A 24,250-nucleotide genomic window follows, 5' to 3' on the forward strand; every position below is an offset into this window, starting at 1 on the left:
GGCGGCACCATCCCCTAAGGGCAACAATCTCGGAGTGACATGGTGGAACGGGCCGGACAGGCAGCTGGCAGATGGGAATTCTGGATCGATCGCGGAGGGACCTTCACGGATATCGTCGCGAAGACTCCGAAAGGCGAATTGCAGACCCGCAAGCTTCTCTCGGTCAATCCCGATGCATATGACGACGCTGCTCTTCACGGGATCCGGCAATTCCTCGAGCTGGAGCCGGAAGCCGCGATCCCTGACGAACAGATTGCCGCAATCAAGATGGGGACTACCGTCGCGACCAACGCCCTGCTTGAACGACAGGGCGAGCCGACGGTCTTCGTCACCTCTCGCGGGTTCCGCGATGTCATTGAGATCGGATACCAGGCGCGGCCGGAAACCTTCGCTCTCGACATTCGCAAGCCCGAGTTGCTGTACGACTTGGTTATCGAGGTCGATGAACGGGTGAGGGCGGACGGCACGATCGAGCGACCGCTCGATCCAGAGCAGGTTCGCGCGGCCATGGAGTCAGCCTACGCTGAGGGCTATCGCTGCGTCGCGATCGCACTGATCCACGCCTACAAATTCCCCGAGCACGAACGGGAAATGGCCGCGATCGCCCGGGCAATCGGCTTCACTCAGGTTTCGGCCAGCCACGAAGTCAGTCCACTCACCAAGATCGTCTCGCGCGCGGAGACGACCGTGGTCGATGCTTATCTGACCCCGATCTTGCGCCGCTATGTCGACACAGTTGCCAGCGCGTTTGAAGCTGCGAGCGAGCCGGGACGGCTGCTGTTTATGCAGTCCTCCGGAGGACTGATCGACGCCGCAAGCTTCCGCGGACGCGATGCCATTCTCTCGGGGCCGGCTGGTGGCATCGTCGGGTGCGTCGAAACGGCCCGGCAGGCGGGTTTCGAGAAGGTGATCGGTTTCGACATGGGCGGGACCTCGACCGACGTCTCGCACTATGCCGGCGAATTCGAGAAGGTCTACGAGACCGAGGTGGCAGGTGTCCGCATGCGGGTGCCGATGCTGCATATCCACACCGTAGCTGCGGGTGGTGGTTCGGTGCTGCGTTACGAAGATGGGCGCTTTCGCGTAGGGCCGCAATCCGCCGGAGCCGATCCGGGCCCTGCGTCCTATCGCCGAGGCGGACCGCTCGCTGTGACCGACATCAATGTCTGCCTTGGCAAGCTCCGGCCCGAGTTCTTCCCACGCATCTTCGGCCCCGGGCAGGATCAGCCGCTCGACGCGGAGGCGGCCCGAACGGGCTTTGCGGATATCGCACAGCAGATTGGTGACGGGCGAAGCGCCGAGGAAGTCGCGGAGGGCTTTCTCGACGTCGCGATCGAGCACATGGCGCAGGCAATCAAGAAGATCTCGACCGCGCGCGGGCATGACGTGAAGGGTTACGTCCTTAACTGCTTCGGCGGCGCGGGCGGGCAGCACGCCTGTCTCGTGGCCGAGCGGCTCGGGATCGGAAAGATCATGCTCCATCCGTTCTCGGGGGTGCTCTCGGCATACGGGATGGGATTGGCTGCAATCCAGACCGAGCGCCAGCGAGTCATGGGCGAGCAGCTCGACGGCGATTTGGAAGGCCGCATCGGCACTGTCGTCGAAGAGCTCTCGAAGGCGGGCGCGGAGGAACTGGCGTCGCAAGGGGTTCGGGAAAGCGATGTCACCTTCCGCGCCTCTGCACTGCTACGCTACGTCGGAACCGATACCACGCTGACCGTGGACCTTTCGGATGCAGCCACCATGAAGCGCGATTTCGAAGCGGCCCACGATCAGCATTACGGCTTCACGGCTCCGGACAAGGCTGTCCTGCTCGATACCCTGGTGGTTGAAAGTAGCGCTCCTGGCGGGGGTGGAGAGAATGCTGCGCCCGGCGAACCCCATCGCTCGCGACCGGAACCGATCGACCGGACGCGTTTCTTCGCCAAGGGCAAGTGGTTCGAGGCTCCAATCTACGACATCGCCACGCTTGGTTACGGTCACAAGATCGAGGGCCCGGCGATCGTTATCGAGGAAACCGGCACAATCGTGATCGAGCCCGGATGGGGAGGGGAATTCGACCGCAACGGGCACCTGATCCTTTCGGCAAAGGCAGACGCGATGGGGCAGGTGGAAATCGCCACCGATGCCGATCCGGTGATGCTGGAAATATTCAACAACCTCTTCCGTTCGATCGCCGAGCAGATGGGGATCATCCTGCGCAACACCTCGCAATCGGTGAACGTAAAGGAGCGGCTCGACTTCTCCTGCGCGATCTTCGACGTCGACGGCAATCTGGTTGCCAATGCCCCGCATGTGCCCGTGCATCTCGGCTCGATGGACGCGACGGTGAAGACGGTTATCGCCAGCGGACAATCGATCGAGCCGGCCGATGCCTTCGTCCAGAACAATCCTCACAACGGCGGATCGCACCTTCCTGACATTACGGTGGTTTCACCTGTGTTCGACGAGCACGGTGAACGGATCATGTTCTTCGTCGCATCGCGTGCGCATCACGAAGACGTGGGCGGCATTTCGCCCGGTTCGATGTCTCCGCATGGAAGGACGATCCACGAGGAAGGCATCCTGCTCGACAATCTGAAACTTGTGGAGCGCGGCGTGTTCCAGACCCAACGGATCGAACAGGCGCTGGGCTCCGGCCCCTATCCGGCTCGCAACATTCCGCAGAATATCGCCGATCTGATGGCGCAGGTCGCGGCCAACTCTGCCGGGGGAAGCGAACTCAGGAAGCTCGTTGCCAATTACGGCGTGGCTGTGGTGCAGGCCTATATGGGGCATATACAAGACAATGCTGAAGCTGCGGTGCGGCGGGTCATCGGTGAACTGGAGGACGGTGAATTCCGGCATACCCTCGATTCGGGCGCGACTATCGCCGTGGCTGTCCGGATCGACCGCGAAAAAGCCAGCGCGGTCATCGATTTCACCGGCACCAGCGAGCAGCAGGACAACGCCTTCAACGCACCGCGGGCCGTCGCCAATGCCGCCGTGCTCTATGTGATGCGGTGCCTGATCGCGGACGAAATCCCGCTCAACGCCGGGTGTATGAAGCCGCTCGATATCGTTGTGCCCGAAGGTTCGCTGCTCAATCCCCTTTTCCCCGCTGCCGTGGTCGCAGGGAATGTCGAAACGAGCCAGGCGATCACCGATGCGCTTTTCGCCGCGCTCGGCCGCTTGGGATCGAGCCAGGGAACCATGAACAACCTCACTTTCGGCAATGCGCGCCGCCAGTATTACGAGACGATCTGCTCGGGGGCGCCAGCTGGCCCCGGTTTCGATGGCGTGGCGGCGGTGCACACACATATGACCAACACGCGCATGACCGACCCGGAAATCCTTGAGCAGCGCTATCCGGTGGTGCTCGACGAGTTTCGGATCGATCGCGGTTCGGGCGGTCGGGGCCAGTGGAACGCCGGGGACGGGATCACGCGCAAAATCCGTTTTCTCGAGGATATGGAGTGCTCTATCCTCTCGGAGCACCGGATCATCGCGCCGTTCGGCCTCGACGGCGGCGAGCCCGGGCGGGTGGGCCGAAACTGGATCGAGCGGAGCGACGGGAGCGTCGAGGAGCTTGGCGGATGCGGGCAAGCTGAAGTCGCCCAAGGCGACCGTATCGTGATCCAGTCTCCGACCGGAGGCGGTGTCGGGCCGGTATCCAAGCGACACGAAGGGGATCGGGCCGGATGATCGAGCGATTGCGCAATATCGGGCCGGGTGCGTTGGTCACCGCCGCCTTTATCGGGCCGGGCACGGTCACCGCCTGCACACTGGCCGGTGCGAATTATGGCTTTGCGCTTGCCTGGGCGCTGGTTTTCGCGACGCTGGCGACCATCGTCTTGCAGGAAATGTCGGCACGCCTCGGTGTCGTCACGCAAAAAGGGCTCGGCGAGACGCTATCGGGCCTGCTCGACGCCACCGTCTGGAAGTGGCCGCTGATCGTCCTCGTGGGTGTGGCTCTCTATGTCGGCAATTCCGCCTATGAAGCAGGCAACCTTTCCGGAGCGGCGCTCGGGATCGCCGCGATTGCGGGAGAGTCCGATACGGCTTTCACAATCTCGATCCTGTCGATCGCGGTGCTTGCCGCAGCGTTGCTGGTGAGCGGCAGCTATCGACTGATCGAGCGCGTGCTGCTGGTCCTCGTGGGCATCATGGCAGTCGCCTTTATCGCCACATTCGCGATTGTCCGGCCCAGCCTTGGAGCCTTGTTCGCGGGGATGGTTACCCCCACTATCCCCGACGGCGCTCTGCTTACGGTCGTCGCGCTGATCGGCACCACCGTTGTGCCGTACAACCTCTTTCTGCACTCGAGCGCGGTAAAGACGAAGTGGTCAGGCGCAGACGATCTCGAAGCGGTGCGCACCGACACGGTGGTTGCAATCGGGCTGGGCGGGGTGATCGCGATCCTGATCCTTTCGACTTCGGCCGCGAGCCTTTTTGCGGCCGGTATAGAAGCATCGAGCGCCGCCGATATGGCGACCCAGTTCGAACCGCTGTTCGGCGCCTACTCGAAATACCTCCTCGGTATCGGGCTGTTTGCAGCCGGCCTGACCAGTGCGATCACAGCGCCGCTCGCCACCGGGTTCGCGATGACCGAAATCCTCAAGATTGGCGGAGGGCAGACCTCGCGCGGTTTCCGCCTCATTGCATTGAGCGTGATCGTAATCGGAGTGCTGCTCTCGCTCACGGGTATCCGTCCGGTCGAAATCATCATCCTCGCCCAATTCGCGAATGGGCTGCTGCTTCCGATTGTCGCGGCCTTCCTGCTGTACGTCGTCAACCGTCGGGAAATTCTCGGCGATTACTCAAACGGGATCGTCGCGAATGTTTTCGGAGTCGGGGTCGTGTTGGTGGCTGCCGGGCTGGGTTTGCGCCTGATCGTTACAGCGCTCGGTTGATCAGGCCGGAACCGTGGTGCGCTTGCCGCTGAAGACGGCCTGCCACGCCTGAATCTCCGCGAAAGTCGTTTCATCGGTCGCGCGCGCCAGATCGGCCAGTTGGCGATAGGTCAGTCGCTCGTCGGGAAGTGAAAGATACTGCCCGATCCGCTCGTCGAGATGCTCGAGCCTCGCGGCAGTCATCTGCGAGATATCGGCGAAGCGGTCGAAATCACCGAAATAGCCGATCGCCGCGAAGGCGCCGCTGATGGTTGGCAGGGCAACGGCGGTGACGGTAAACCATTTCGCGCTTTTGTCGACCAGCGCCGGGTCGATCCAGCCAAGCTGCGCAGCTCCGAACGCTGCGAGATAGGTGGCGACTGCGATAACTGCGACAGCGAACAACCGCTCGGCAAAATGCTCGATCGAGTGGTGCGCATGGCGCAGGCGCTTTGCCTTGGCCAGATGATAGTCGCGCTGCGGAATCACGAAGTGTTCGTGCAGGGCCTTGGCGGCCTTGCGCAGATACGACTGATCTATCCTGCCAGCGGGCAGGCCGAGTTGCCGGACCATTGTCTTGGCATACCATTCGGGCCATGCGCTGCGCAGCCCGGCGGGCCACTCGCCGTTCGGTCTAGCGATGCCCAGAGCATACAGGGCAGGGGCATGGCGCAAATATTCGGCGAACCTGCGCGTCTCGAGCCACCGCCCGTGAAGCCGCGCGCGCTGACCGATGACGGTGTTCACCACGATGGCGAGGAGCAAGGCCAGCTCGATCGCGGCGAATATCCACTTATCCGATGGGCTAACGAGCGGCAGGTACAAAACCCCGGCTACAATGGCGGTGGCACCGAGGAGGAAGTTAACCACCATGCCCGACCGATAGAGGCCCGACAGCCGGGTTGCTATTCCGTTCGCCCAGGCAAATCTCGGTGCGAGGTCTGCTTTCAGTTTCCCGATCCAATCGGACGTTGCGGAATCGCTGCTTGCAGGGGAGATGTCGGCGAGGGCCTGAAGGTATCCGGCTGCGCTGCCCTTGGAGATCTCATCGGGATGCTCGTAGTACTCCGATATCGAAGCCAGCTTGCGGGACCATCGCGTTTCCCCGAAGAACGTTTCGACCCGGCCATATGCATGGCCGAAGACCGAGCTTGTTTCACGCCATACGCTTTCCTGCAACACGGCAAGCCCGGCAGGAGGTCTCGTTTCGACAGGTTCGGGCAGGCTCATGATATGGGACACGAGCTGGCCGATTGCTTCGCTGGGGTCCTCTACCGGTTTGCTGCCGGTCCGCAACAGATCCAGAGTCTCGGGACTGAAGATGATCCTCCAGTGCTCTGGATCTGCGGGATTGAGCCAGATTACCGGCACACCTGCCTCGAGCGCCAATTGAGCGGTATGCCCGGTTCCGCCGGTATTCGCCGTTTCCTGACCGTCCCACACCACGATCAAGATATCCGACTGCTCGATCATGATCCGGCCTGCGAGCTGGGCCCGGCGCGATCCGATGTGAACGAAACTGCCGATCGCCGCAGGATCGTGCGCTGCATCGCAAGACGCGAGGAAAACGGGCTCGATCCTATCGTCTTCATCAGCGAGTTCGAACAACTGCACCGAGGCAGCGAGTTCTTCGATAGCCTCTACCCGTCGCTTCGTCGCGGCATCCCCGGGGGGCGATCCACTCAGGATTGCGCGGGCATCCGCGCCGCTCTCGGGCCGCGAATTGATCGCGCTGTTCAGGGTCTTCCCGAAGGGCAGGGGAGCTACGACCTGCCAATCCCGCGCAAGGGCAGCGTGCGCTGCAATATGGTCTGTCCCGTCGGCCAGCAGGGTCAGCAGTCTGAATTCCCGCTTTTCGTCGTCCAGTCCATGGATCTCGGCCCTGTAAGCAGCATCGCGCAAGGCATCCAACAAATTGCCCATTGCGGTCTGAAGCGCGGCTGGCTTGTCGGGAAACGAGGGGTGCGAGCTACGATGTCCCGTCACGCCGATGGCGAGCAACGGGACCGGTAAGGGAGGAGCGACTGTGCTGCCCGTTGCGGATTGTGCCTTCGAAGCGATCGGGCGTCCCCCTGCTGGCTACCCCTTTGAAGCTTTTTGTTTGCGTAGACCGACAAGAATTGTTCGACAAGCATGGCGTTTGGCCGCTTTCATTTTGATTGGGGGTTCGACACGGCAAAAAAGGTGCGATATCAGTCTGACGGGCAAAAGTGCTGCGAGGCCATGTATCCTGCGAAAAGCACGAGTTGGGGAACAGAAACATGAGCGGCTCCGAGCGGCTTGCTGATGGCGTGATGCAGGGAAGCGATGTCTTCCTGAGCTATTCGCGCGACGATCAGGCAGCTGCGGGCAAGATCCTCGAATTGCTTGAACAGTCCGGGATCAGCGTCTGGTGGGATGCCATGCTCGAAGGCGGCGCACGCTTTCACGAAGTCACTGAATTCAATCTCGAAAACGCAGCTGCTGTCGTCGTGCTTTGGTCGAAGGTTTCGACGCAATCCCACTGGGTGCACGACGAAGCTACGCGTGGGCGAGACAGAGGTTGTCTGATCCCGGTATCGATCGACGGAACCTTGCCGCCGCTCGGTTTTCGGCAGTTCCAGTGGATCGATGTCTCCGGCAGCACCTGGTCGTTGGACGATCCGCAAATCGCAAAGCTTGTCCATGCCGTCGAGGCGAAACGCGGTGAGCTTGATGGAGAGCTTCCAAAATCATCGCCCATGCCCCCGCTTGCCCAACCGGTTGCGTCGGCGTCCGGTCTATCGCGCCGGACCGCATTGATAGGCGGGGCGGGTGCTGCGGCACTTGCGGCCGGGGGGCTTGTCGCGTGGAGTTCTGGCATGTTCGGCGGCGCAGGTTCGAGTCAGCGACTTGCCGTTCTGCCGTTCCAGCTTCTTGGCGATGCAAGCGAGCAAGGATATTTCGTCGAAGGGTTTGCGACCGAAATCCGCTCGCTACTCGCGCGTAATCCGCTCTTGCATGTCGCGGCCAGGGCTTCCTCCAATGCCTTTCGCGAAAGCGAAGCGACCGCTGGCGAGATCTGCAAGAAGCTGGGTGTCGATTTCCTCCTCGCTGGCGATCTCAGGATCGAAGCCGGGCGGATCATCGGCAACGCCGAGCTGGCCGAGGGCGTTGCGGAACGCGTCGTGCGCCCGTTCGATATCGATGCTCCTCTGGACAGTATTCTCGCGCTCCAGCAGCAGATCGCATCAGAGATCGTGCAGGAGCTTTCCGGTTCTGACAGCAGTGCCCTTTCCGGTCGCCGAGTGGGTGGGACAGATGACGTCGCTGCCTACGATGCGTTTCTCCGCGGACGCGAAATGTATGAATCCGCAGTCGACGAAGCTACGGACCGCGCCGCGCTGGCGCAATTCGATGAAGCCATTCGCCTCGATCCGGAATATGCCGCGGCACTTGCCATGCGTGGGCGTGCGCTCACCTTGATTGGAAACCTCTACACAGGACCGAAGGAGGCGGACGCGATCAATCGCGCTGCGATCGAGGCGGCCGAAAAGGCGATAGCGATTGCCCCCGAATTCGCCGACGGTCATATCGTCCTTGGTGGAGTTCGTGCGAGCCGTCAGCTCGATATGGGAGCCGCCCGATCGCCCTATGAACGTTCGAGGGAGTTGGGCGCGGGAGACGCCGATATCCTGAGCCGCTACGCCCTGTTTCGCGCGCGCATGGGAGACTACGCCTCGGCGCGGAATTCGATCGATGCGGCATTGTCGCTCGATCCGCTGAATTCGAGGGTGTTCCGTTTTGCAGGTAGCATCGAATACAGCGCCGGCAATTTTTCCAGAGCGCTCGAAAGTTTCGAGAGGGCTCTCGAGCTGCAAAATCCGCTATCCAGTTATCACTATAATGTCGGCCTGATCCAAATGGCGATGGGAGATCTCGCCGCGGCCAAGACAAGCTTCGAGGCCGACGATCTCTTCGTCTGGACCAAGACGGGCCTCGCGATTGTCGAAGACAAGCTTGGCAACCGTCCTGCCGCCGAAGCGCATTTCGCAGAATTGCAGGCGCAAGAAGGCGACAAAAGCAATTACCAGTACATGCAGATACAGGCTCAGTGGGGCGATATCGACGCTGCACTCTCCGCCATGGACGCCGCATGGGAAATGCGCGATCCTGGGCTCGTACAATTATATTCGGACCCCCTGCTCGAACCGCTTCGCGGCAATGCACGCTACGCGAACCTCGCGCAACGAATGGGGTTCGTCTGAAAGATGGGTCGTTTGAAGGAGGACTGTGTATGAAGAAGACTGCAATATTTGTGGGAGCGGTGGCTGCGCTTGGGCTGTCTGCCTGCAATCCGCCAGCTGATGAGAGCGGCGAAAGCGAGGGCACGATGGCCGCCGAAGATGAGCCTATCGTCGATGAACGCACAGAAGATGGCGACCCTACGGAGGATGAAGATAGCCAGGATCCCGATGATCGGACCGGACCTGACGATCGTACCATTCCCGAAGACACTCAGCCGGACGAGAATGCTCCGACCGGACCCGGGGATCGAGAAGCGGCGGAATAAGCCTCCCTTCCGCAGCTAGAATCGCACCCGCCTTCCCTTACGATATGGGGAAAGCGGGTGTTTTTTTGGGCCGTGCTCCGGTTCTCAGCGGCCGCCGAGTTCGTAATAGCCCCGCGGCTTGGTCCGCATCAGGGTCTTGGCGCGCTCGATCCAGCCTGCGTAGCGTGCGACATTCACATACACCGCAGGCTCTCCGGTAAAGGCACATCCCACACCGCTTGAGACAACACCGACGAGTTCGCGCTCGCGGGCTCCCCTGCTGCTGACCGGCCCACCGCTGTCGCCAGCGCAGCTGTCGCTGTATTCGGGGACGCCCTTGAGGCACAGGATGTCTGCGGCACGATAGGCCGAGAATTCCGGTACCTTCGTGCAATCGCTGGCAGATTGTTGTTGAAGGACCAGCTGCAACAGCCGGTCGGGCTGTGTCTGGCGCGTCCCGTCGGCAGCTTCCCACCCTGTCTCTCCGGGTTTTCTCGGCTTTTCGAAGCCCCACCCTGTCACAGTGAGCCCGCTGATCAGAGTGTATTTTGCGTCGGGATCATCGGCCGGATCGATCGATGCAAGATTTGCGACGCGCGCCAATTGCTTTTGGCTGGCAATCAACTGGATGACTGCAAGATCGACCCTGCCGTTACGCGAAGATCCCTTCTTGTGCTGCACCAGCGATCGGACTTTGAAGGTAGTCCCGCCATACTCGATATGATTGGCCCCCAGCCTGACACGCATCTCCCCGGGATCGTCGAGAATGCAGTGCGCCGCGGTGAGAACGAATCCGTCGCCGAGATAGGACCCCCCGCATTTGTGCGACGAGATGAAATCGATCCGGTTCGCTGCGCCCGATGATGAGCCCGGTGCACGCGGAGCGTAGCGCAGCAATTGCGCCTGCCAAGGACGCACTGCGGAGCTCGCGAAATTCCCCCGTACCAATTCGCGCACAATCGCGCCGCGGATCGAAATCGGGATTACTGCGAAGTCGCCATTCCATTCGTAGGGCAGGGCAACGTTTCTGCCGGTCATTGCTTGGCAGATCGCCCTCTCGAAAATCGGGTTGCAAACATCCGGTGTCGTTTCGGGTCCGGTCCGTGTTTCCCACAAACGCGGATCGATCTGCTCGGGACTTGAAACGACCAACAGTTCGTAATTCCCCGGTGGTAGCCGATCGGCGAGATCGCCGTAGGAGACGGCATAGGCGCGCGGTGGTTGGGCCGAAGCCTCCGCTGAAGGATTCTGATCGTCTGTTTGCGGATCGCCGGAAGGCGAGGGCGTTTCGATTGCCGGAACGACGGGGATCGGTGTGATATCTCCCTCCCGGTCCATGGCCGCGAGCGAGAAGTACCGTAAATTGTCCGCCGGGCTCGAGACCGTGAGGTATATGGGATATCTTGTGCTCGCTTCGTTCGGACCAAGATTGTCTTCAGGCAAAGGACACGAGCCGGGTTTGGACACGCGGTTGCTGAGGCAAACCGAGATACGGCCGGGCTCGCTCGACTGCGCCACCGAGACAAGGCCGGCCCTACGCCGCAATCCGGCAATCCTGCCCGAAAGATCGGCTGCGAAATCCTCCCGCGATGGGTCGCCCAGTTCCACCGGAAGCGGGACATTCGAAGCCCAGGCATGGTGCCGGGCGCTCTCGGTGCTGAAGAATTCCATGACATCTTGCAGCGTCATCGCCCCTTCGACCTGCATCGATCGCGCCAAGGCACGTTGCGGATTTGCGCTCGCGCCCTTGATTTCGAACAGGACGAGATGATCTGGCAGGCTGGGATTGGGAGCGATCTCGTAAGTCGCCACCTGTTCTACGAGGACATTGGGCGTAGCGTCGAGGACCGCCATAACGGCAGCGCGCTGGCTTTCTTCGAGCGCGTCTGAAAGCCGGATTCGCAAAGGTGCGAGATCGGCCGGAAATGCCTTTGGAGGTCGCTGCGACGACGCGTGATCCACGCCGGTCCCGTTCTCGGTTTGCTGGATGATCTCTCCACCGACACCATCGTCCGGGTCTTGCGCCGATACCGCTGTACCTGGCCCGATCAGCAAGACGCACACCATAATGCTCAAGAACCGGATCATTCCCCCAACTCCCCAGTTTTGAACGAAGCTATACCTAGCTCGTCCCCGGCACAAGCAGGTGAGGCCGGAGAGCCGTGGCCGACAGCTGACTGTTGCGCGTATCCAGATCTTCGTACAGGTTCCGATGATGCACCTGTTCGAGGTTATCGTTTATTTCCATGTGGTGGCGGGAACAATCGGCCTTGTCGCGTTCTGGGGGCCAGTTGCGACCCGCAAGGGTTCCCGGCCGCACCGCAAATGGGGCCGTGCGTCGTGCTACGGCTTTGCAGCTGCCGGGACGCTAGCCATCGCGATGGCGCTGCTCTCGCTCTATGGTCCCGAAGAGCGCATCCCCTCGTTTACAGACCGCGAGCTTTTCGCCGGCCTGTTCGGATGGATGATGCTCTATCTGGGCCTGCTGACGCTGGGTTTTGCGGATTATGGCCTATCGGTGGTCAAGCATGCACGTGATCGCGCGGCGCTGCGATCGCCGCGATACCAGTTGGTGATTGCGGCGGTGATTGTATCGGCGCTGTGGTGCGGATATTTCGGACTGCGGGTGGGCCATCCCCTGATGCCGATCGTCGCGGCGATCGGGCTCGTGGCGATGGTGTTGCAGCAGGTCTTCATCTGGAAACCCGGCGACGTCCTCCCGCGTGCCTATGTCGGCGAGCATTTCCGCGCACTCATTGGAATGGGGATCTCGGCCTATACCGCGTTTCTTTCGGTCGGCTTGATCCGCATGTTCCCCGATCATGTGTTCAACCCGCTGATCTGGGCAGGCCCAAGCTCGATTGGCGTGGGACTGATCATTTATTTCACCATCCAGACCAAACCCAAACCGCGACCGGCCAAGGCCTAGCGCAGCGAAATCAGACGAAGGCGGATGCGATCACCGGAGCGCCAAGCAGAATGAAGCACCCGAGCGCTATCCGAAGTCCTTCGCGCACGGCGACGTGGGGCCGTCAGCATCAGCGTTGCGATAAGTGCGACGGCAATCACATATCGCACTACGAATGGCGATCCATCTTCCGTGCGACCGGCGCTTACCGACGGATTGTCGCGCAGGTATTGGACGAGAGCGGATGTCCACGCGTCCTCTTGCCCCGCCGGAACAGGATCCCAGGCGGAGACCATGAATAGCCCCATGCAGTGTCGAGCCGCATCTTCGGATGCTTCTTCGCATGCACGGAAGTTGACATCGAAGCGCAGGCCGTTTGTCGCCGTGGCGGAAAGGCTCGGAGCGCCTTCGGCATCGACGGACCCGATGTGGTTACCAGTCACCACCTTCAGTGCAGGGACGACGCTGTCCTCGTTGATCCGCTCGATCACCTGGGTTTGGTCGATGGAGTCGATCGATGTCGGCTGCGCGGCGGCAGCGCTTGCGACAAGGGCGACGTTCGTTGCCGCGATCCAGCTTGCGATACTGCCAGTCATTTTGATCCCGTCTCCTGAATACATTTCAAATGCGTTCCGCCGACTTCATAGCCTCCAAACGACCGTTGTCACCCGCTTGCCAATTGAAAATGAACGCTGCGTGCGCACATTGGCCACATGAAGGCGCCGCCGAAATCTCCCACACAGGCCAAGGTAAAGATATGGTACGACGGCGCCTGCCCCTTGTGCTTGCGCGAAATTGCCTTGATGCGTCGGCTTGATCGCAAGGGCGCTATCGAGTTCTTCGACGTTGCCGAAGGCGACGATCCTTCCTGCCCGATCGACCAGGGGCGCCTGCTCGAGCGGTTCCATGCGGAAGAGGATGGCAAGATCGTGAGCGGCGCGGAGGCTTTCGCTGCAATGTGGCGCGCCATCCCTTTGCTGCGCCCGCTGGGATTGCTGGCGCGAAACCGCGCGTTTCTTGCCGTGCTCGAATGGCTCTACATCGGCTATCTGCGGGTGCGCCCGCGTGTTCAGCGTATCGCTCGCGCTCTCGATTGAGACCCCGACAAAGCGCTTGCCCCGCAAGCTCGATCTGGTTCACTCTCTTCCGAAACAGGAATTCAGGAGAGAACACCCCATGAGCAACTTCGGCGGCATGCAGAACGAGATCTACAATGCCGGTCTGAGAGGGCACCTTCCGCGCTTCCCGGTAGATTTCGCGACGCTTGAACAGCGCGCGCACGAAGCGCTGGGCCCGATGCTGACCAACTACGTCGCGGGTGGATGCGGCGACGAGCACACGCAGGACATGAACGCTGCTGCCTTCCATCACTGGGGCATGGTTCCGCGCATGATGGTCGACTGCGCCGAACGCGACCTGTCGATCGAATTGTTCGGCAAGACCCTGCCGACCCCGCTGTTCATGGCCCCCATCGGGCTCAACGGCGAGGCGACGCAGGACAGGCATGGCGACTTGGCTGCGGCCAAGGCGTCGGCGATGACCGGCGTGCCCTTCTGTGCCTCGACGCTCTCGAACGATCCGCTTGAGGATGTGAAGGCGGCGTGCGGCGACACCACCGCCTTCTTCCAGCTCTACACCCCCCGCAATCGCGAGTTTGCCGAAAGCCTGATCGGTCGCGCCGAGAACGCAGGCTATTCGGCGCTCGTCGTCACGCTCGATACCTGGGTCACCGGCTGGCGGCCGCGCGATCTCAACGCCTCCAACTTCCCGCAGCTCCGCGGCAAGGTGCTGCAGAATTACTTCTGCGATCCGGTTTTTCGCTCGCTGCTCGACAAACCGCCCGAAGAAGACATGCAAGCTGCCATCATGATGTTCGCGCAGGTGTTCGGGCAGGTGCTGACCTGGGACGACATGAAGTGGTTCAAGGACGTCACCGACATGCCGATCGTCCTCAAAGGGATCTGCCACCCCGACGATGCCCGACGCGCGGTCGATAGCGGGGCGGACGCGATCTATTGCTCCAACCACGGCGGGCGGCAGGCCAATGGCGGGATTGCGACCATCGACTTGCTCGAAGACATCGTGAAGGCGGCGGGCGATGTGCCGGTGCTGTTCGACAGCGGGATCCGCTCGGGCTCCGACGCGGTCAAGGCGCTCGCGCTCGGGGCGAGGGCGGTGGGGGTCGGCAGGCCCTACACCTATGGACTTGCCATCGGCGGCGCGGAAGGGGCGGCGTGGGTCTTGCGCTCGATCCTCGCGGAAGCCGACCTTTCGATGGCGGTCAACGGCTATCCCACGCTGGAGGATGTCCGCGCTGCAGGGGCACAGCGCACCGACCGGTAGGAGTTCTCTCAGCGCCCCCTGAAATTGAGGTAGCCGACAAAGACCCGGTCGCGCCACGGCATGACGATGCTCGAAATCCGGTCCATCGCCGTTGCGAAATTGGAGCCGCGGAAATTGTCGACCTGTTCGAGCAGGCCCCGGAAATCCTGATCCAGGCCGGTCGCGCTCGGGACCGGGCTGTTGGCCCGCAGCGCATTGGCGATCTGGTCGACGATCTGCTTGGGCACGCGGGTCAACCGGCCTTGCCCGCGACGATGCGCCTGGGACGCAGATGATCGCGACGTATACCCCGAATAGGCCATGAAGCCCGTGATCGGCGCGGTCTGCTGCATCCCGGCAATCTGATCGGCTATCGTGGCATCGACGAAGAAGGGAATGACTGCGACCGGTTCGGTCGATCTGATGGAGGGATCGGGGCCGGTGTAGGCTTGGCCATCCTCGTTGTAGCAGGCGTATTGCGTGTTGTTGTTCGCCGCCGCGAGGACGCTGCGATGGTGCATCGAAAAAAGGATGTTCTCGTTGCGCCCCACCGTGAATCCGGGTGCGAAGCAAATCGTGAATCCGGGCACCAATTGCCCGCGTGGAATCCGTGTACCGCCCATCGTTCCAAGCTCCTGCTACCTGACTGGATGCGACCCGCGGTTCTTGTGCTTCGCAACGATGCCAGCGCAGCGGCCCGTTATCTATCCCGCTTTCGAAACCTGTCTGGAAGCAGGCACAGGAAAAGCACGCTTCGGCGTATTTGCAACGCGTGAAGGAATTCCACAGGATTACGGATTCGCGATGTTGACATTCGGGAAAGGAATTTCCGCTATCCGTCAATTCGGACTCAGTTTTCCGCAGGATTCGTGTTAACTAACCTGTAGAAAACAACGCGAATCGGGGACGCGATACATGGAACGACCGACCATCATTTCGAGCGGTCCGGACGCAATGGGCCGGACAGTCTGTTTCGGAGACGAAAGCTCGCGCCGAGCGCGATACGGTCGCATCCGCCCCATGCCCACCAAGAAGACGTCGCTTTTCAACGCTTTCGCCCGGCTGTGGCGTTAACGCCGGAAGCGGTCAGGCCCCTGCCTTTGCGACCGTAACCAGCTTCGTCTCGGTGTAGCCGAGATATCCCTCGACCCCGCTTTCCGAACCGAACCCGCTATCGCCAACTCCGCCGAAAGGCGTTTCGGGCGATCCCACCGCGAAGTGGTTGATCGCCACCATGCCCGCGTGCAGCGCCTTGCCGAGATAATGGCTTTCGTCGAGCGAAGCGGTGAAGGCATAGGCGGCGAGGCCATAGCGCAGCGAGTTCGCGATCTGCACCGCATCCTCGATATCGTCATAGGGAACGATCCCGGCGACCGGGCCGAACGGTTCTTCGGTCATCAACCGGCTCTGGGCTGAAGGCCCTGCAACGATTGTCGGCTGGAAGAAATATCCCTTACCGGCGATGGCGGAGCCACCGGTGACGATTTCGCCTTCGTTGCCGCCGACCGAACCCATCAGGTCCTGCATCGCGGCGACGCGCCCGGCATGCGCGAGCGGCCCCATCTCGACCGCGTCGTCCGTGCTCGCATCGCCGACCTTCAGCTTTTCGGACCGCTGCGCAAATTCGGCGACGAATTTGTCGTAGATCCCGCGCGCGACCAGAAACCGGGTGGGGGAGACGCACACTTGCCCGGCATTGCGGAACTTGGTGGCTGCACAGGCGGCGACGGTGCGTTCGAAATCGGCGCTTTCACCGATGACGACCGGGGCATGGCCGCCGAGTTCCGCGGTGAAGCGTTTGAGGTGCTGCGCTGCGAGAGCGCCCAGTTGCTTGCCCACAGCAGTCGAGCCGGTGAAGCTGACCTTGCGCGTGGCGGGCGCGGTGATGAGATGCTGCGAAATCATCGCCGGATCGCCGTAGACGAGGTTGATCGTGCCTGCGGGCACGCCCGCATCGAGGAAGCATTCGACCAGCATCTGCGCCGAGGCCGGGGTGGTTTCCGCAGGCTTGAGGATGCACGAGCAACCTGCGGCCAGCGCGCCGCCGAGCTTCTTGGCAGGCAGGTTGATCGGGAAGTTCCACGGCGTGAACAGCATGGCCGGACCGATCGGCTCTTGCGTTACGCGCTGTTGCAGCAGGTTGGGGCTGCGCACCGGCACGAGCCTTCCGCCCTGCCGCTTTGCCTCTTCGGCGAGGAAGTCGATCAGGTCCGCCGCGTTGGTCGTTTCGCCCAGCGCCTGTGCGTGCGGCTTGCCCATTTCGAGCGTCATCACCCGGGCGATGCCTTCCGCGCGTTCGCGCAGCAGATCGGCCGCGCGGGAAAGAATGCGGTGGCGTTCGGCGCCCGGCGTTGCCGCCCATTTGGGGAAGGCCTCTTCGGCGGCAGCGAGCGCGGCATCCAGTTGTTCGGCAGAGACCTTGGGACAATCGCCGAGTTTTGCTTCGGTTGCCGGATTGGCCACCGGCATCGACCCGTCGCCGCCATCGGCAACCCATTCGCCGCCGATCAGCATCTTGATATGGGGATAGGCTGTCATTGCTGGGCTCCTTTGTCTCTCACTGCGGTCGAAGGTGACGAAGTTGACACCGTGTCAACCGGCCTTCGCGGTATCAACCCTCTAGAATCGAACGATTAAACGACGAATTCCGAAGTTGACACTGCACCAGATCATTTTTTGCCTCGCGTGCATCCTGCATGTCGTCCCGGATGGCACAGTCGCATCCCGGTAGGAAAGCGGCGGGGCTCGATACCCTTCAAGAATAGTCGCAATTGTATTCGGTTCAATTGAAACTTTGTTGCGCAAGGCGTATGGCGCATCGCGACAGTTCCCCAGGAGAGAATCATGCTTGTCGGCGTACCCACCGAGATCAAACCGCAGGAATTCCGTGTCGGCCTCACCCCCGAGGCAGCGCGCGAATACATCGCATCCGGGCATCAGGTGATCGTCCAGAGCGGGGCGGGTCTCGGCATCGACAAAAGCGATGACGATTATCGCGCGATCGGTGCGGAGATCGTCGACAGTGCGGAGGAGGTTTTCGCCCGCGCGGACATGGTTGTGAAGGTCAAGGAGCCGCAACCGAACGAATGGGTGCAGCTGCGCGAAGGCCAGATCCTTTTCACCTATCTCCACCTCGCGCCCGATCCCGACCAGGCGAAGGGCCTGATGGACGCGGGCGTTTCGGCGGTCGCCTACGAGACGGTGACCGGTCCCGGTGGCGGTTTGCCGTTGCTCGCTCCGATGAGCGAGGTTGCGGGCCGCCTGTCGATCGAAGCCGGGGCGCATGCGCTGCGAGCCAGCAATGGCGGGCGCGGCACGCTGATGGGCGGCGTGCCCGGCGTGCTACCGGCCAAGGTCGTCGTCCTCGGCGGCGGCGTGGTCGGCACGCAGGCCGCGCGCATGGCGGTGGGGCTGGGCGCCTATGTCGAGATTTTCGACAAGTCGCTCCCGCGCCTGCGCCAGCTCGACGAGATGTTCCAGGGGCGTGCCAGCACCCGCTATTCGACAGCCGGCACGATCGAACAGGCGCTCGCCGAAGCCGACGTGGTGATCGGTGCCGTGCTGATCCCGGGCGCAAGCGCTCCGCACCTCGTGCCGCGCGAAGACCTCAAGCTGATGAAGAACCGCGCGGTGCTAGTCGATGTCGCGATCGATCAGGGCGGGTGCTTCGAAACGTCCAAGCCGACCACGCATGAAAACCCGACCTACGAGGTTGACGGGATCATCCACTATTGCGTTGCCAACATGCCCGGCGCTGTGCCGCTGACCTCGAGCTACGCGCTCAACAATGCGACGCTGCCGTTTGGCCTCGCGCTGGCGAACAAGGGCATTGCGGCGTGCGATGAGGACCCGCACCTCAAGCCGGGCCTGAACGTCCATCAGGGCAAGATCGTCAACGAAGCGGTTGCCGAAAGCTTGGGGTTCTGATCGTTGCAGGAAAGCGTACACAAGCTGCACCGATTTGAATTGAGAAATGCGCCGCGATACAGCATATCATTCGGGCCGACGGCGGCTTGGTCAGGGCGTCCGACATAGGGTCGGGTAGAAGGGGCCTAGCCACTTGAGAGTGTCCCATGCTACAGCTCGATTCCCGTCCCCTCGTTCGTCAGGTTCGCTCCGACGTTGACCTGCTCGCGCATGTCGAACCGACGACCCGCAGCGACAAGATCGCCTTTGCGTTCGTCAAGCTGCTGCGCTTTTTCGCCGATACGTTCTTTTCCAGTCGCTACGGTCACCGCGCCGTGGTGCTAGAGACCGTCGCTGCCGTTCCCGGCATGGTTGGCGGGCTTTGGCAGCATCTCAGTGCGCTCAGGAAGATGCGCGATGACGAAGGCTGGATCCGCACTCTGCTCGACGAAGCCGAGAACGAGCGGATGCACCTGATGACTTTCATCGAGATCGCGCAGCCAAGCCGGTTCGAGCGCGCTCTGATCGTCGCGGTGCAGCTGATCTTCTACAACTTCTATTTCTTCCTCTACCTCTTCGCGCCGCGCACTGCGCACCGCGTCGTCGGCTATTTCGAGGAAGAGGCGGTGATCAGCTACACGCAATATCTCGCCGAGGTCGATGCAGGCCGACACGAGAATGTGCCCGCGCCGCAGATCGCGATCGATTACTGGCAATTGCCCGGCAATGCGCGGCTGCGCGATGTCATCATCGCGGTGCGGGCCGATGAGGCCGAGCACCGTGACGTGAACCATTGCTTCGTCGACATGATCGACGAGCGCCGCGATCAAACCCGCGAACCGCGCCGGTCGCTGGCGGAGTATTAGGGCTGGGTGCTCAGGCCTGCACGACCTCTTGCTCGATCGAACCGAAGATCGAGTGGTTGTCGGCGTCGCGCATTTCGATCTTCACCGTATCGCCCGGCTCCATGAACCGGGTGCTCGGCTTGCCGTCGCGGATCGTCTCGATCATGCGGATTTCGGCGATGCATGAATAGCCGAGCCCGCCATCGGCCACCGGCTTGCCGGGGCCGCCATCTTCGCCCTTGTTCGAGATCGTGCCCGATCCGATGATCGAGCCCGCGCACAGGCTGCGCGTTTTGGCGGCGTGCGCCACCAGCTGCGCCATGTTGAACGTCGCATCCACGCCGACTTCGGCGCGGCCGAAGGGCTCGCCGTTGTAATCGACCATCAAGGGCAGGTGTATGAGATTGTCCTTCCACGCATCGCCCAGTTCGTCGGGCGTCACTGCGACGGGCGAGAAGGCGCTCGCCGGCTTGGACTGGAAAAACCCGAATCCCTTGGCGAGCTCGCCCGGGATCAGGCCGCGCAGGCTCACATCGTTGACCAGCATGATGAGCTTGATGTGCTTTGCCGCATCCTCGACGCTGACGCCCATCGGCACGTCGTCGACCACGACCGCGACTTCGCCTTCCATGTCGCAGCCCCATGCGGTGTCGCCGAGCGGGATGTCGGCGCGCGGCGGCAGGAAACCGTCGCTGCCGCCCTGGTACATCAGCGGATCGTGATAGAAGCTTTCGGGCACTTCGGCATCGCGCGCTTTGCGCACCAGTTCGACGTGATTGATGTAGGCGCTGCCATCGGCCCATTGGTAGGCGCGGGGCAGGGGGGAATGCGCCTGCCGCTCATGGAAACGCTCGCACGGCACCGCCTCGTGCTCGACATCGCGCGCCAGCACTTCGAGTTCGGGTGCGACCCGCGCCCAGTTGTCGAGCGCGGCCTGCATCGTCGGAGCGATGTAGCCCGCGGCGCAGCAGCGGGTGAGGTCTTTCGAGACGACGACGAGCTTGCCGTCGCGGGTTCCATCGTTGAGCGTTGCGAGTTTCATGAGGCTTCAGCCTTTCTTATTCCGGGTTGTCTGCTTGGTTGTTTGGGTGCGCGCGCTGGAATTCGGGAAGCGCGAGGCAAGCGGTTTCGATCCGGCAGATGTGCGGGCTTTCCGACAGGTCGTAGTGGAACCGCCGCGCATTGTAGATTTGCGGGATCAGCACTGCTTCGAACATGCCGGGACGATCGGTCAGGAAATCGCCCGCATCGAGCTGCTTCAGCCGCTCTTCCACCGGTCCGAGCGTGCGCTTGAGCCAGTGGCGATACCAGTGATCGATCACCCGTTGCGGGTGGCCGAGCGGGTTCTTGAGATACTTGAGCACCGGCAGGTTGTTGATCGCGTGGATTTCGGTCGCGATCGCATAGGCGAGCTCGCGCACGGTGTAGCGGTCCTCGATGTCCGAAGGCAGCAGCGGCTTGTCCGGATAGGCCTCGTCGAGCCATTCGAGCAGCGCCATCGATTGCGCACGGTCGCGCCCGTCGGCCTCTAACATCGGCACGCTGCCGAACGGATTGCGGCTGGTGAAATCCTCGCCCTTCTGCTCGGAAGTGAGCAGGTTCACCGGCACGTTCTCGTAATCGAGTCCCTTCAGCTCCAGCGCGATGCGGAGGCGATAGGAGGTCGAGCTCCGATAGTAGCCGTAGAGTTTCATGGTGTTTTTTCCACGTGGTGCCGGGCCGCCCGCTCCCTCCACCCTTCCACCCGGATGGTATCCCGGCAGGCTCCGGGTGGAAGGGTGGAGGGAGCGGGTGGCTTGGTCATATCAGGCAAACGCCGCAATGCCCGTGATGGCACGGCCGAGGATCAGCGCGTGCACATCGTGCGTGCCTTCGTAGGTGTTGACCGTCTCAAGGTTCACCGCGTGGCGGATTACCTGGTATTCCTCGGAAATGCCGTTGCCGCCGTGCATGTCGCGCGCCTGACGTGCGACATCCAATGCCTTGCCGACATTGTTGCGCTTGACGATGCTGATCATGTCCGGCGCGAAGCGGCCTTCGTCCATCAACCGGCCGACGCGCAGGGACGCCTGCAGGCCGAGCGATATGTCGGTCATCATGTCCGCCAGCTTTTTCTGGAACAGCTGAGTCGCGGCCAGCGGGCGCCCGAATTGCTTGCGGTCGAGCCCGTATTGCCGCGCGGCGTGCATGCAGAATTCCGCCGCCCCCATCGCACCCCAGCTGATGCCGTAGCGCGCGCGGTTGAGGCAGCCGAACGGTCCCTTGAGCCCCTGCACTTCGGGCAGCAGCGCGTCGGCACCGACCTTCACATCGTCCATCACGATCATGCCGGTGGTCGAGGCGCGCAGCGAAATCTTGCCTTCGATCTTGGGCGCGGAAAGCCCCTTCATCCCCTTTTCGAGCACGAAGCCGCGAATCCCGCCGCCATGTTCTTCCGACTTCGCCCAGACGACGAAGACATCGGCGAAGGGCGAGTTCGAAATCCACGTCTTCGACCCGTTGAGGACATAGCCGTCGCCGTCCTTCTTCGCGTGCGTTTTCATGCCTGCGGGGTCGGAACCGGCATCGGGTTCGGTCAGGCCGAAGCAGCCGATCAGTTCCCCCGAAGCGAGGCCGGGGAGATACTTCCGGCGCTGTTCTTCCGAGCCGAAAGCATGGATCGGATGCATTACGAGGCTCGATTGCACCGAAGCCATCGAGCGATAGCCGCTGTCCACCCGCTCGATCTCGCGCGCGATCAGGCCGTAGGCGACGTAGCTTGCGCCGACCCCACCATATTCTTCGGGGATCGTCGCGCCGAGCAGGCCCGCCTGGCCCATCAGCGGAAAGAGTTCAGGCGCGTCCACTTCATCGCGAAACGCCTCGATCACGCGCGGCTGAAGCTCGGACTGCGCGAACGCATTCGCCGTATCGCGGATCATCCGCTCGTCCTCGGTCAGCTGGCTTTCGAGGTCGAAGGGGTCTTCCCAGTTGAATGGCACCATTTCGGCCATTGGTTACTCCTGAAACTAATTCATCATCCCTCTCGCAGCTTGCGCCACGAGGGGCAAGGGGGTGTGCGGCAGCGCGGGGATCAGTAACCCTGCGCCTGACCGTCCTTACGCATTTCGGTCGCTCCGGTGTAGACGCCATTCTCGGGGTCGCGGGCGATCGCTTGATAGCCGCCGAACATGACCCCGTTATCGACCACGCGGACATTGTGCCCCATCGCTTCGAGCGCCGCGACTGTTTCCGCCGGAATGCCTGGCTCGACATTGAGCGTGCCAAGCGGATCTTCGGCTGGACCGCTCAGCGGCTCGGTCGGCTGGCGACCACCGGTGTGATTGATCCGTGCGGCATCGCCCGCTTCCTGCAAATTCATGCCGTAATCGACGATGTTGATCAGCACCTGCACATGGCCCTGCGGCTGCATTCCGCCGCCCATCAGGCCGAGCGTCATGTACGGCTTGCCATCCTTCTTCACGAAAGCGGGAATGATCGTCTGGAACGGGCGCTTGTTCGGCTCGTAAGCGTTGGGATGCGCCGGATCGAGGCTGTAAAGCTCGCCGCGATCCTGGAACATGAAGCCGAGCCCGTCGGGCGTCATGCCCGAGCCCATGCCGCGATAATTCGACTGGATCAGGCTCACCATCATCCCGTCCTTGTCGGCAACGGTCAGGTAGGTGGTGTCGCCTTCACCCTCCAGCTTGGGTTCGACCTCGATCGTTCCCGGCTGAAATTCGGGCGTCGCGCGGGTCGGGTCGATCAGCGCGAACCGCTTCTTGCCGTATTCGTCGGTCAGCAATTCCATCGGGAACGGGTAGAAATCGGGATCGGCATAGAAACGCGCGACATCGGCATAAGCGAGACGTTTCGCCTCGGTGATGTAGTGGATGACTTCGGGGCTGCCGCGCTCCCATTGGGTGAGGTCGACATTCTTGAGGATGTTGACCATTTGCAGTGCCGCGAAACCCTGGCCGTTGGGGGGAAGCTCGCACAGTTCGTAGCCCTTGCGATAGGTGACGCAGGCGGGTTCCACCCATGTGCTCTCGTGGCTGGCGAAGTCTTCGAGCGAGTAGGCGCTGCCCTGCCGCTGGAGGTAATCGACCATCACCTGCGCCAATTCGCCTTCGTAGAAGGCGTCGCGGCCTTCGCGCCCGATCGTTTCGAGCGTCTTGGCGAGGTCCGGGTTCGTGAAGATTTCTCCGGCTTCGGGCGGTCCATCGGCGAACCACGTTTCGCGGGCATTGGAGAAGTCGAACGGGCTTTCTTCCAGCACGCTTTCGAACCGGCGCAGGTTTCCTGCGAAGTATGCGCCGATGATGGGAGCGACCGGGTGGCCTTCCCGGGCGTATTTGACCGTTGGCGCGAGAATGTCGTCCATCGGCATTTTGCCGAAGCGGTCGTGCATCGTGAACCACGCATCGACTGTGCCGGGGACGGTGACCGGAAGCGGGCCGAAGGCGGGAATGCTGTCGCTATCGCCGATCTTCGCCTTGAGCTGATCGAGCGTCTGCCCCTTCGGAGAGCGGCCCGAACCGTTGATACCGTAGAGCTTGTCGGTCTTGGGATCGTAGATGATAGCAAACAGGTCGCCGCCGATGCCGTTGCCGGTCGGCTCCATCAGCCCGAGCGCCGCGTTGGCGGCGATGGCTGCGTCGACTGCGTTGCCGCCGTCCTTGAGTACATCGAGCGCGATTTGCGTCGCCAGCGGGTGGGCGGTCGCAGCCATTCCGTGCTGCGCGTGGACCGGGCTGCGGCTCCAGATCGCGCCTACGGGCCTGCCGCCCGCGCCGATCTGCTCGCCGACCGGACGCGCTTCCTCGGCGTTGCTTTCGCTCTCCTGCGCATGGGTAGGCAGCGCGAGCAGGGTCAGGGCGGCGCAGGCCGCGACAAGCTTTTTCATTGG

At 62.1% G+C, this 24,250-nt stretch carries 18 protein-coding genes; 9 read left to right on the forward strand and 9 right to left on the reverse strand.

Features of this window, described 5'->3' with window-relative positions:
- The first annotated feature begins 39 nt into the window (after positions 1-39).
- Positions 40-3,684 (forward strand): hydantoinase B/oxoprolinase family protein, encoded by a 3,645-nt coding sequence (locus tag ACI5KX_RS05855; protein WP_406809741.1) that lies wholly within the window; start codon positions 40-42, stop codon positions 3,682-3,684.
- Positions 3,681-4,892, forward strand: a complete 1,212-nt coding sequence (locus ACI5KX_RS05860; RefSeq protein ID WP_406809742.1) for an Nramp family divalent metal transporter — start codon at positions 3,681-3,683, stop codon at positions 4,890-4,892. The genes ACI5KX_RS05855 and ACI5KX_RS05860 overlap by 4 nt, the downstream gene beginning before the upstream one ends.
- On the opposite strand, the gene ACI5KX_RS05865 is transcribed toward ACI5KX_RS05860, so the two are convergent.
- Positions 4,893-6,794 (reverse strand): hypothetical protein, encoded by a 1,902-nt coding sequence (locus tag ACI5KX_RS05865; protein WP_406809743.1) that lies wholly within the window; start codon positions 6,792-6,794, stop codon positions 4,893-4,895. It abuts the gene before it with no gap.
- Positions 6,795-7,132: 338 nt separating this feature from the next.
- Here ACI5KX_RS05865 and ACI5KX_RS05870 point away from each other — a divergent pair, with 338 nt between their 5' ends.
- Both ACI5KX_RS05870 and ACI5KX_RS05875 read left to right on the forward strand, forming a co-directional pair.
- Positions 7,133-9,097 (forward strand): TIR domain-containing protein, encoded by a 1,965-nt coding sequence (locus ACI5KX_RS05870; RefSeq protein ID WP_406809744.1) that lies wholly within the window; start codon positions 7,133-7,135, stop codon positions 9,095-9,097.
- Positions 9,098-9,126: 29 nt separating this feature from the next.
- A complete protein-coding gene (locus tag ACI5KX_RS05875) occupies positions 9,127-9,402 on the forward strand; it encodes a hypothetical protein (RefSeq protein WP_406809745.1) in 276 nt (91 codons plus the stop codon).
- A gap of 84 nt (positions 9,403-9,486) precedes the next feature.
- On the opposite strand, the gene ACI5KX_RS05880 is transcribed toward ACI5KX_RS05875, so the two are convergent.
- Complete coding sequence (locus tag ACI5KX_RS05880) at positions 9,487-11,469, reverse strand: serine protease (RefSeq protein WP_406809746.1); 1,983 nt, start codon at positions 11,467-11,469, stop codon at positions 9,487-9,489.
- 124 nt (positions 11,470-11,593) lie between these two features.
- Here ACI5KX_RS05880 and ACI5KX_RS05885 point away from each other — a divergent pair, with 124 nt between their 5' ends.
- The gene (locus ACI5KX_RS05885; protein WP_406809747.1) at positions 11,594-12,310 is read left to right on the forward strand and encodes a hypothetical protein; all 717 of its coding nucleotides are present in this window, start codon (positions 11,594-11,596) and stop codon (positions 12,308-12,310) included.
- Here ACI5KX_RS05885 and ACI5KX_RS05890 read toward each other — a convergent pair.
- Entirely contained in the window at positions 12,307-12,885 is a 579-nt protein-coding gene (locus ACI5KX_RS05890; RefSeq protein ID WP_406809748.1) for a hypothetical protein, read from the reverse strand. The genes ACI5KX_RS05885 and ACI5KX_RS05890 overlap by 4 nt on opposite strands.
- A gap of 117 nt (positions 12,886-13,002) precedes the next feature.
- On the opposite strand from ACI5KX_RS05890, the gene ACI5KX_RS05895 reads away from it, so the two are divergent.
- Positions 13,003-13,386 (forward strand): thiol-disulfide oxidoreductase DCC family protein, encoded by a 384-nt coding sequence (locus tag ACI5KX_RS05895; protein ID WP_406809749.1) that lies wholly within the window; start codon positions 13,003-13,005, stop codon positions 13,384-13,386.
- A gap of 79 nt (positions 13,387-13,465) precedes the next feature.
- A complete protein-coding gene (locus ACI5KX_RS05900; RefSeq protein ID WP_406809750.1) occupies positions 13,466-14,632 on the forward strand; it encodes an alpha-hydroxy-acid oxidizing protein in 1,167 nt (388 codons plus the stop codon).
- An 8-nt stretch (positions 14,633-14,640) separates the two neighbouring features.
- On the opposite strand, the gene ACI5KX_RS05905 is transcribed toward ACI5KX_RS05900, so the two are convergent.
- Together ACI5KX_RS05905 and ACI5KX_RS05910 are read right to left on the reverse strand one after the other, a co-directional pair.
- A complete protein-coding gene (locus ACI5KX_RS05905; protein ID WP_406809751.1) occupies positions 14,641-15,234 on the reverse strand; it encodes a hypothetical protein in 594 nt (197 codons plus the stop codon).
- Positions 15,235-15,697: 463 nt separating this feature from the next.
- A complete protein-coding gene (locus ACI5KX_RS05910; RefSeq protein ID WP_406809752.1) occupies positions 15,698-17,149 on the reverse strand; it encodes an NAD-dependent succinate-semialdehyde dehydrogenase in 1,452 nt (483 codons plus the stop codon).
- Between the two features lie 306 nt (positions 17,150-17,455).
- Between ACI5KX_RS05910 and ald the strand changes: the two genes are divergently transcribed.
- Together ald and ACI5KX_RS05920 are read left to right on the forward strand one after the other, a co-directional pair.
- Positions 17,456-18,538: an alanine dehydrogenase gene (gene ald / locus ACI5KX_RS05915; RefSeq protein ID WP_406809753.1), complete on the forward strand. Its 1,083-nt coding sequence runs from the start codon at positions 17,456-17,458 to the stop codon at positions 18,536-18,538.
- 146 nt (positions 18,539-18,684) lie between these two features.
- Positions 18,685-19,383 carry an alternative oxidase gene (locus tag ACI5KX_RS05920; protein WP_406809754.1) on the forward strand — a complete coding sequence of 233 codons (699 nt, stop codon included), beginning with the start codon at positions 18,685-18,687 and terminating at the stop codon, positions 19,381-19,383.
- Positions 19,384-19,393: 10 nt separating this feature from the next.
- On the opposite strand, the gene ACI5KX_RS05925 is transcribed toward ACI5KX_RS05920, so the two are convergent.
- From ACI5KX_RS05925 to ggt, 4 genes are all read right to left on the reverse strand, one after another.
- Entirely contained in the window at positions 19,394-20,404 is a 1,011-nt protein-coding gene (locus tag ACI5KX_RS05925) for a fumarylacetoacetate hydrolase family protein (protein WP_406809755.1), read from the reverse strand.
- A 16-nt stretch (positions 20,405-20,420) separates the two neighbouring features.
- Positions 20,421-21,056 carry a maleylacetoacetate isomerase gene (gene maiA / locus ACI5KX_RS05930; RefSeq protein ID WP_406809756.1) on the reverse strand — a complete coding sequence of 212 codons (636 nt, stop codon included), beginning with the start codon at positions 21,054-21,056 and terminating at the stop codon, positions 20,421-20,423.
- Positions 21,057-21,167: 111 nt separating this feature from the next.
- Complete coding sequence (locus ACI5KX_RS05935; RefSeq protein WP_406811326.1) at positions 21,168-22,346, reverse strand: acyl-CoA dehydrogenase; 1,179 nt, start codon at positions 22,344-22,346, stop codon at positions 21,168-21,170.
- 89 nt (positions 22,347-22,435) lie between these two features.
- Positions 22,436-24,247 carry a gamma-glutamyltransferase gene (gene ggt / locus ACI5KX_RS05940; protein WP_406809757.1) on the reverse strand — a complete coding sequence of 604 codons (1,812 nt, stop codon included), beginning with the start codon at positions 24,245-24,247 and terminating at the stop codon, positions 22,436-22,438.
- Between the last annotated feature and the right edge of the window lie 3 nt (positions 24,248-24,250).

The sequence above is a fragment of the Erythrobacter sp. GH1-10 genome, assembly GCF_045363165.1.
In the GTDB taxonomy this organism is placed as follows: domain Bacteria; phylum Pseudomonadota; class Alphaproteobacteria; order Sphingomonadales; family Sphingomonadaceae; genus Erythrobacter.

Bases quoted from the DNA above. Each gene is read 5' to 3' on its own strand.
- ald (WP_406809753.1), top strand. From the start codon at position 17,456: ATGCTTGTCGGCGTACCCACCGAGATCAAACCGCAGGAATTCCGTGTC.
- ACI5KX_RS05860 (WP_406809742.1), top strand. From the start codon at position 3,681: ATGATCGAGCGATTGCGCAATATCGGGCCGGGTGCGTTGGTCACCGCC.
- ACI5KX_RS05905 (WP_406809751.1), bottom strand. From the start codon at position 15,234: ATGGGCGGTACACGGATTCCACGCGGGCAATTGGTGCCCGGATTCACG.
- ACI5KX_RS05925 (WP_406809755.1), bottom strand. From the start codon at position 20,404: ATGAAACTCGCAACGCTCAACGATGGAACCCGCGACGGCAAGCTCGTC.
- ACI5KX_RS05885 (WP_406809747.1), top strand. From the start codon at position 11,594: ATGATGCACCTGTTCGAGGTTATCGTTTATTTCCATGTGGTGGCGGGA.
- ACI5KX_RS05890 (WP_406809748.1), bottom strand. From the start codon at position 12,885: ATGACTGGCAGTATCGCAAGCTGGATCGCGGCAACGAACGTCGCCCTT.
- ACI5KX_RS05910 (WP_406809752.1), bottom strand. From the start codon at position 17,149: ATGACAGCCTATCCCCATATCAAGATGCTGATCGGCGGCGAATGGGTT.
- ACI5KX_RS05870 (WP_406809744.1), top strand. From the start codon at position 7,133: ATGAGCGGCTCCGAGCGGCTTGCTGATGGCGTGATGCAGGGAAGCGAT.
- ACI5KX_RS05875 (WP_406809745.1), top strand. From the start codon at position 9,127: ATGAAGAAGACTGCAATATTTGTGGGAGCGGTGGCTGCGCTTGGGCTG.
- maiA (WP_406809756.1), bottom strand. From the start codon at position 21,056: ATGAAACTCTACGGCTACTATCGGAGCTCGACCTCCTATCGCCTCCGC.
- ACI5KX_RS05865 (WP_406809743.1), bottom strand. From the start codon at position 6,794: ATGGGCAATTTGTTGGATGCCTTGCGCGATGCTGCTTACAGGGCCGAG.
- ACI5KX_RS05895 (WP_406809749.1), top strand. From the start codon at position 13,003: ATGAAGGCGCCGCCGAAATCTCCCACACAGGCCAAGGTAAAGATATGG.
- ACI5KX_RS05855 (WP_406809741.1), top strand. From the start codon at position 40: ATGGTGGAACGGGCCGGACAGGCAGCTGGCAGATGGGAATTCTGGATC.
- ACI5KX_RS05920 (WP_406809754.1), top strand. From the start codon at position 18,685: ATGCTACAGCTCGATTCCCGTCCCCTCGTTCGTCAGGTTCGCTCCGAC.
- ACI5KX_RS05900 (WP_406809750.1), top strand. From the start codon at position 13,466: ATGAGCAACTTCGGCGGCATGCAGAACGAGATCTACAATGCCGGTCTG.
- ACI5KX_RS05935 (WP_406811326.1), bottom strand. From the start codon at position 22,346: ATGGTGCCATTCAACTGGGAAGACCCCTTCGACCTCGAAAGCCAGCTG.
- ggt (WP_406809757.1), bottom strand. From the start codon at position 24,247: ATGAAAAAGCTTGTCGCGGCCTGCGCCGCCCTGACCCTGCTCGCGCTG.
- ACI5KX_RS05880 (WP_406809746.1), bottom strand. From the start codon at position 11,469: ATGATCCGGTTCTTGAGCATTATGGTGTGCGTCTTGCTGATCGGGCCA.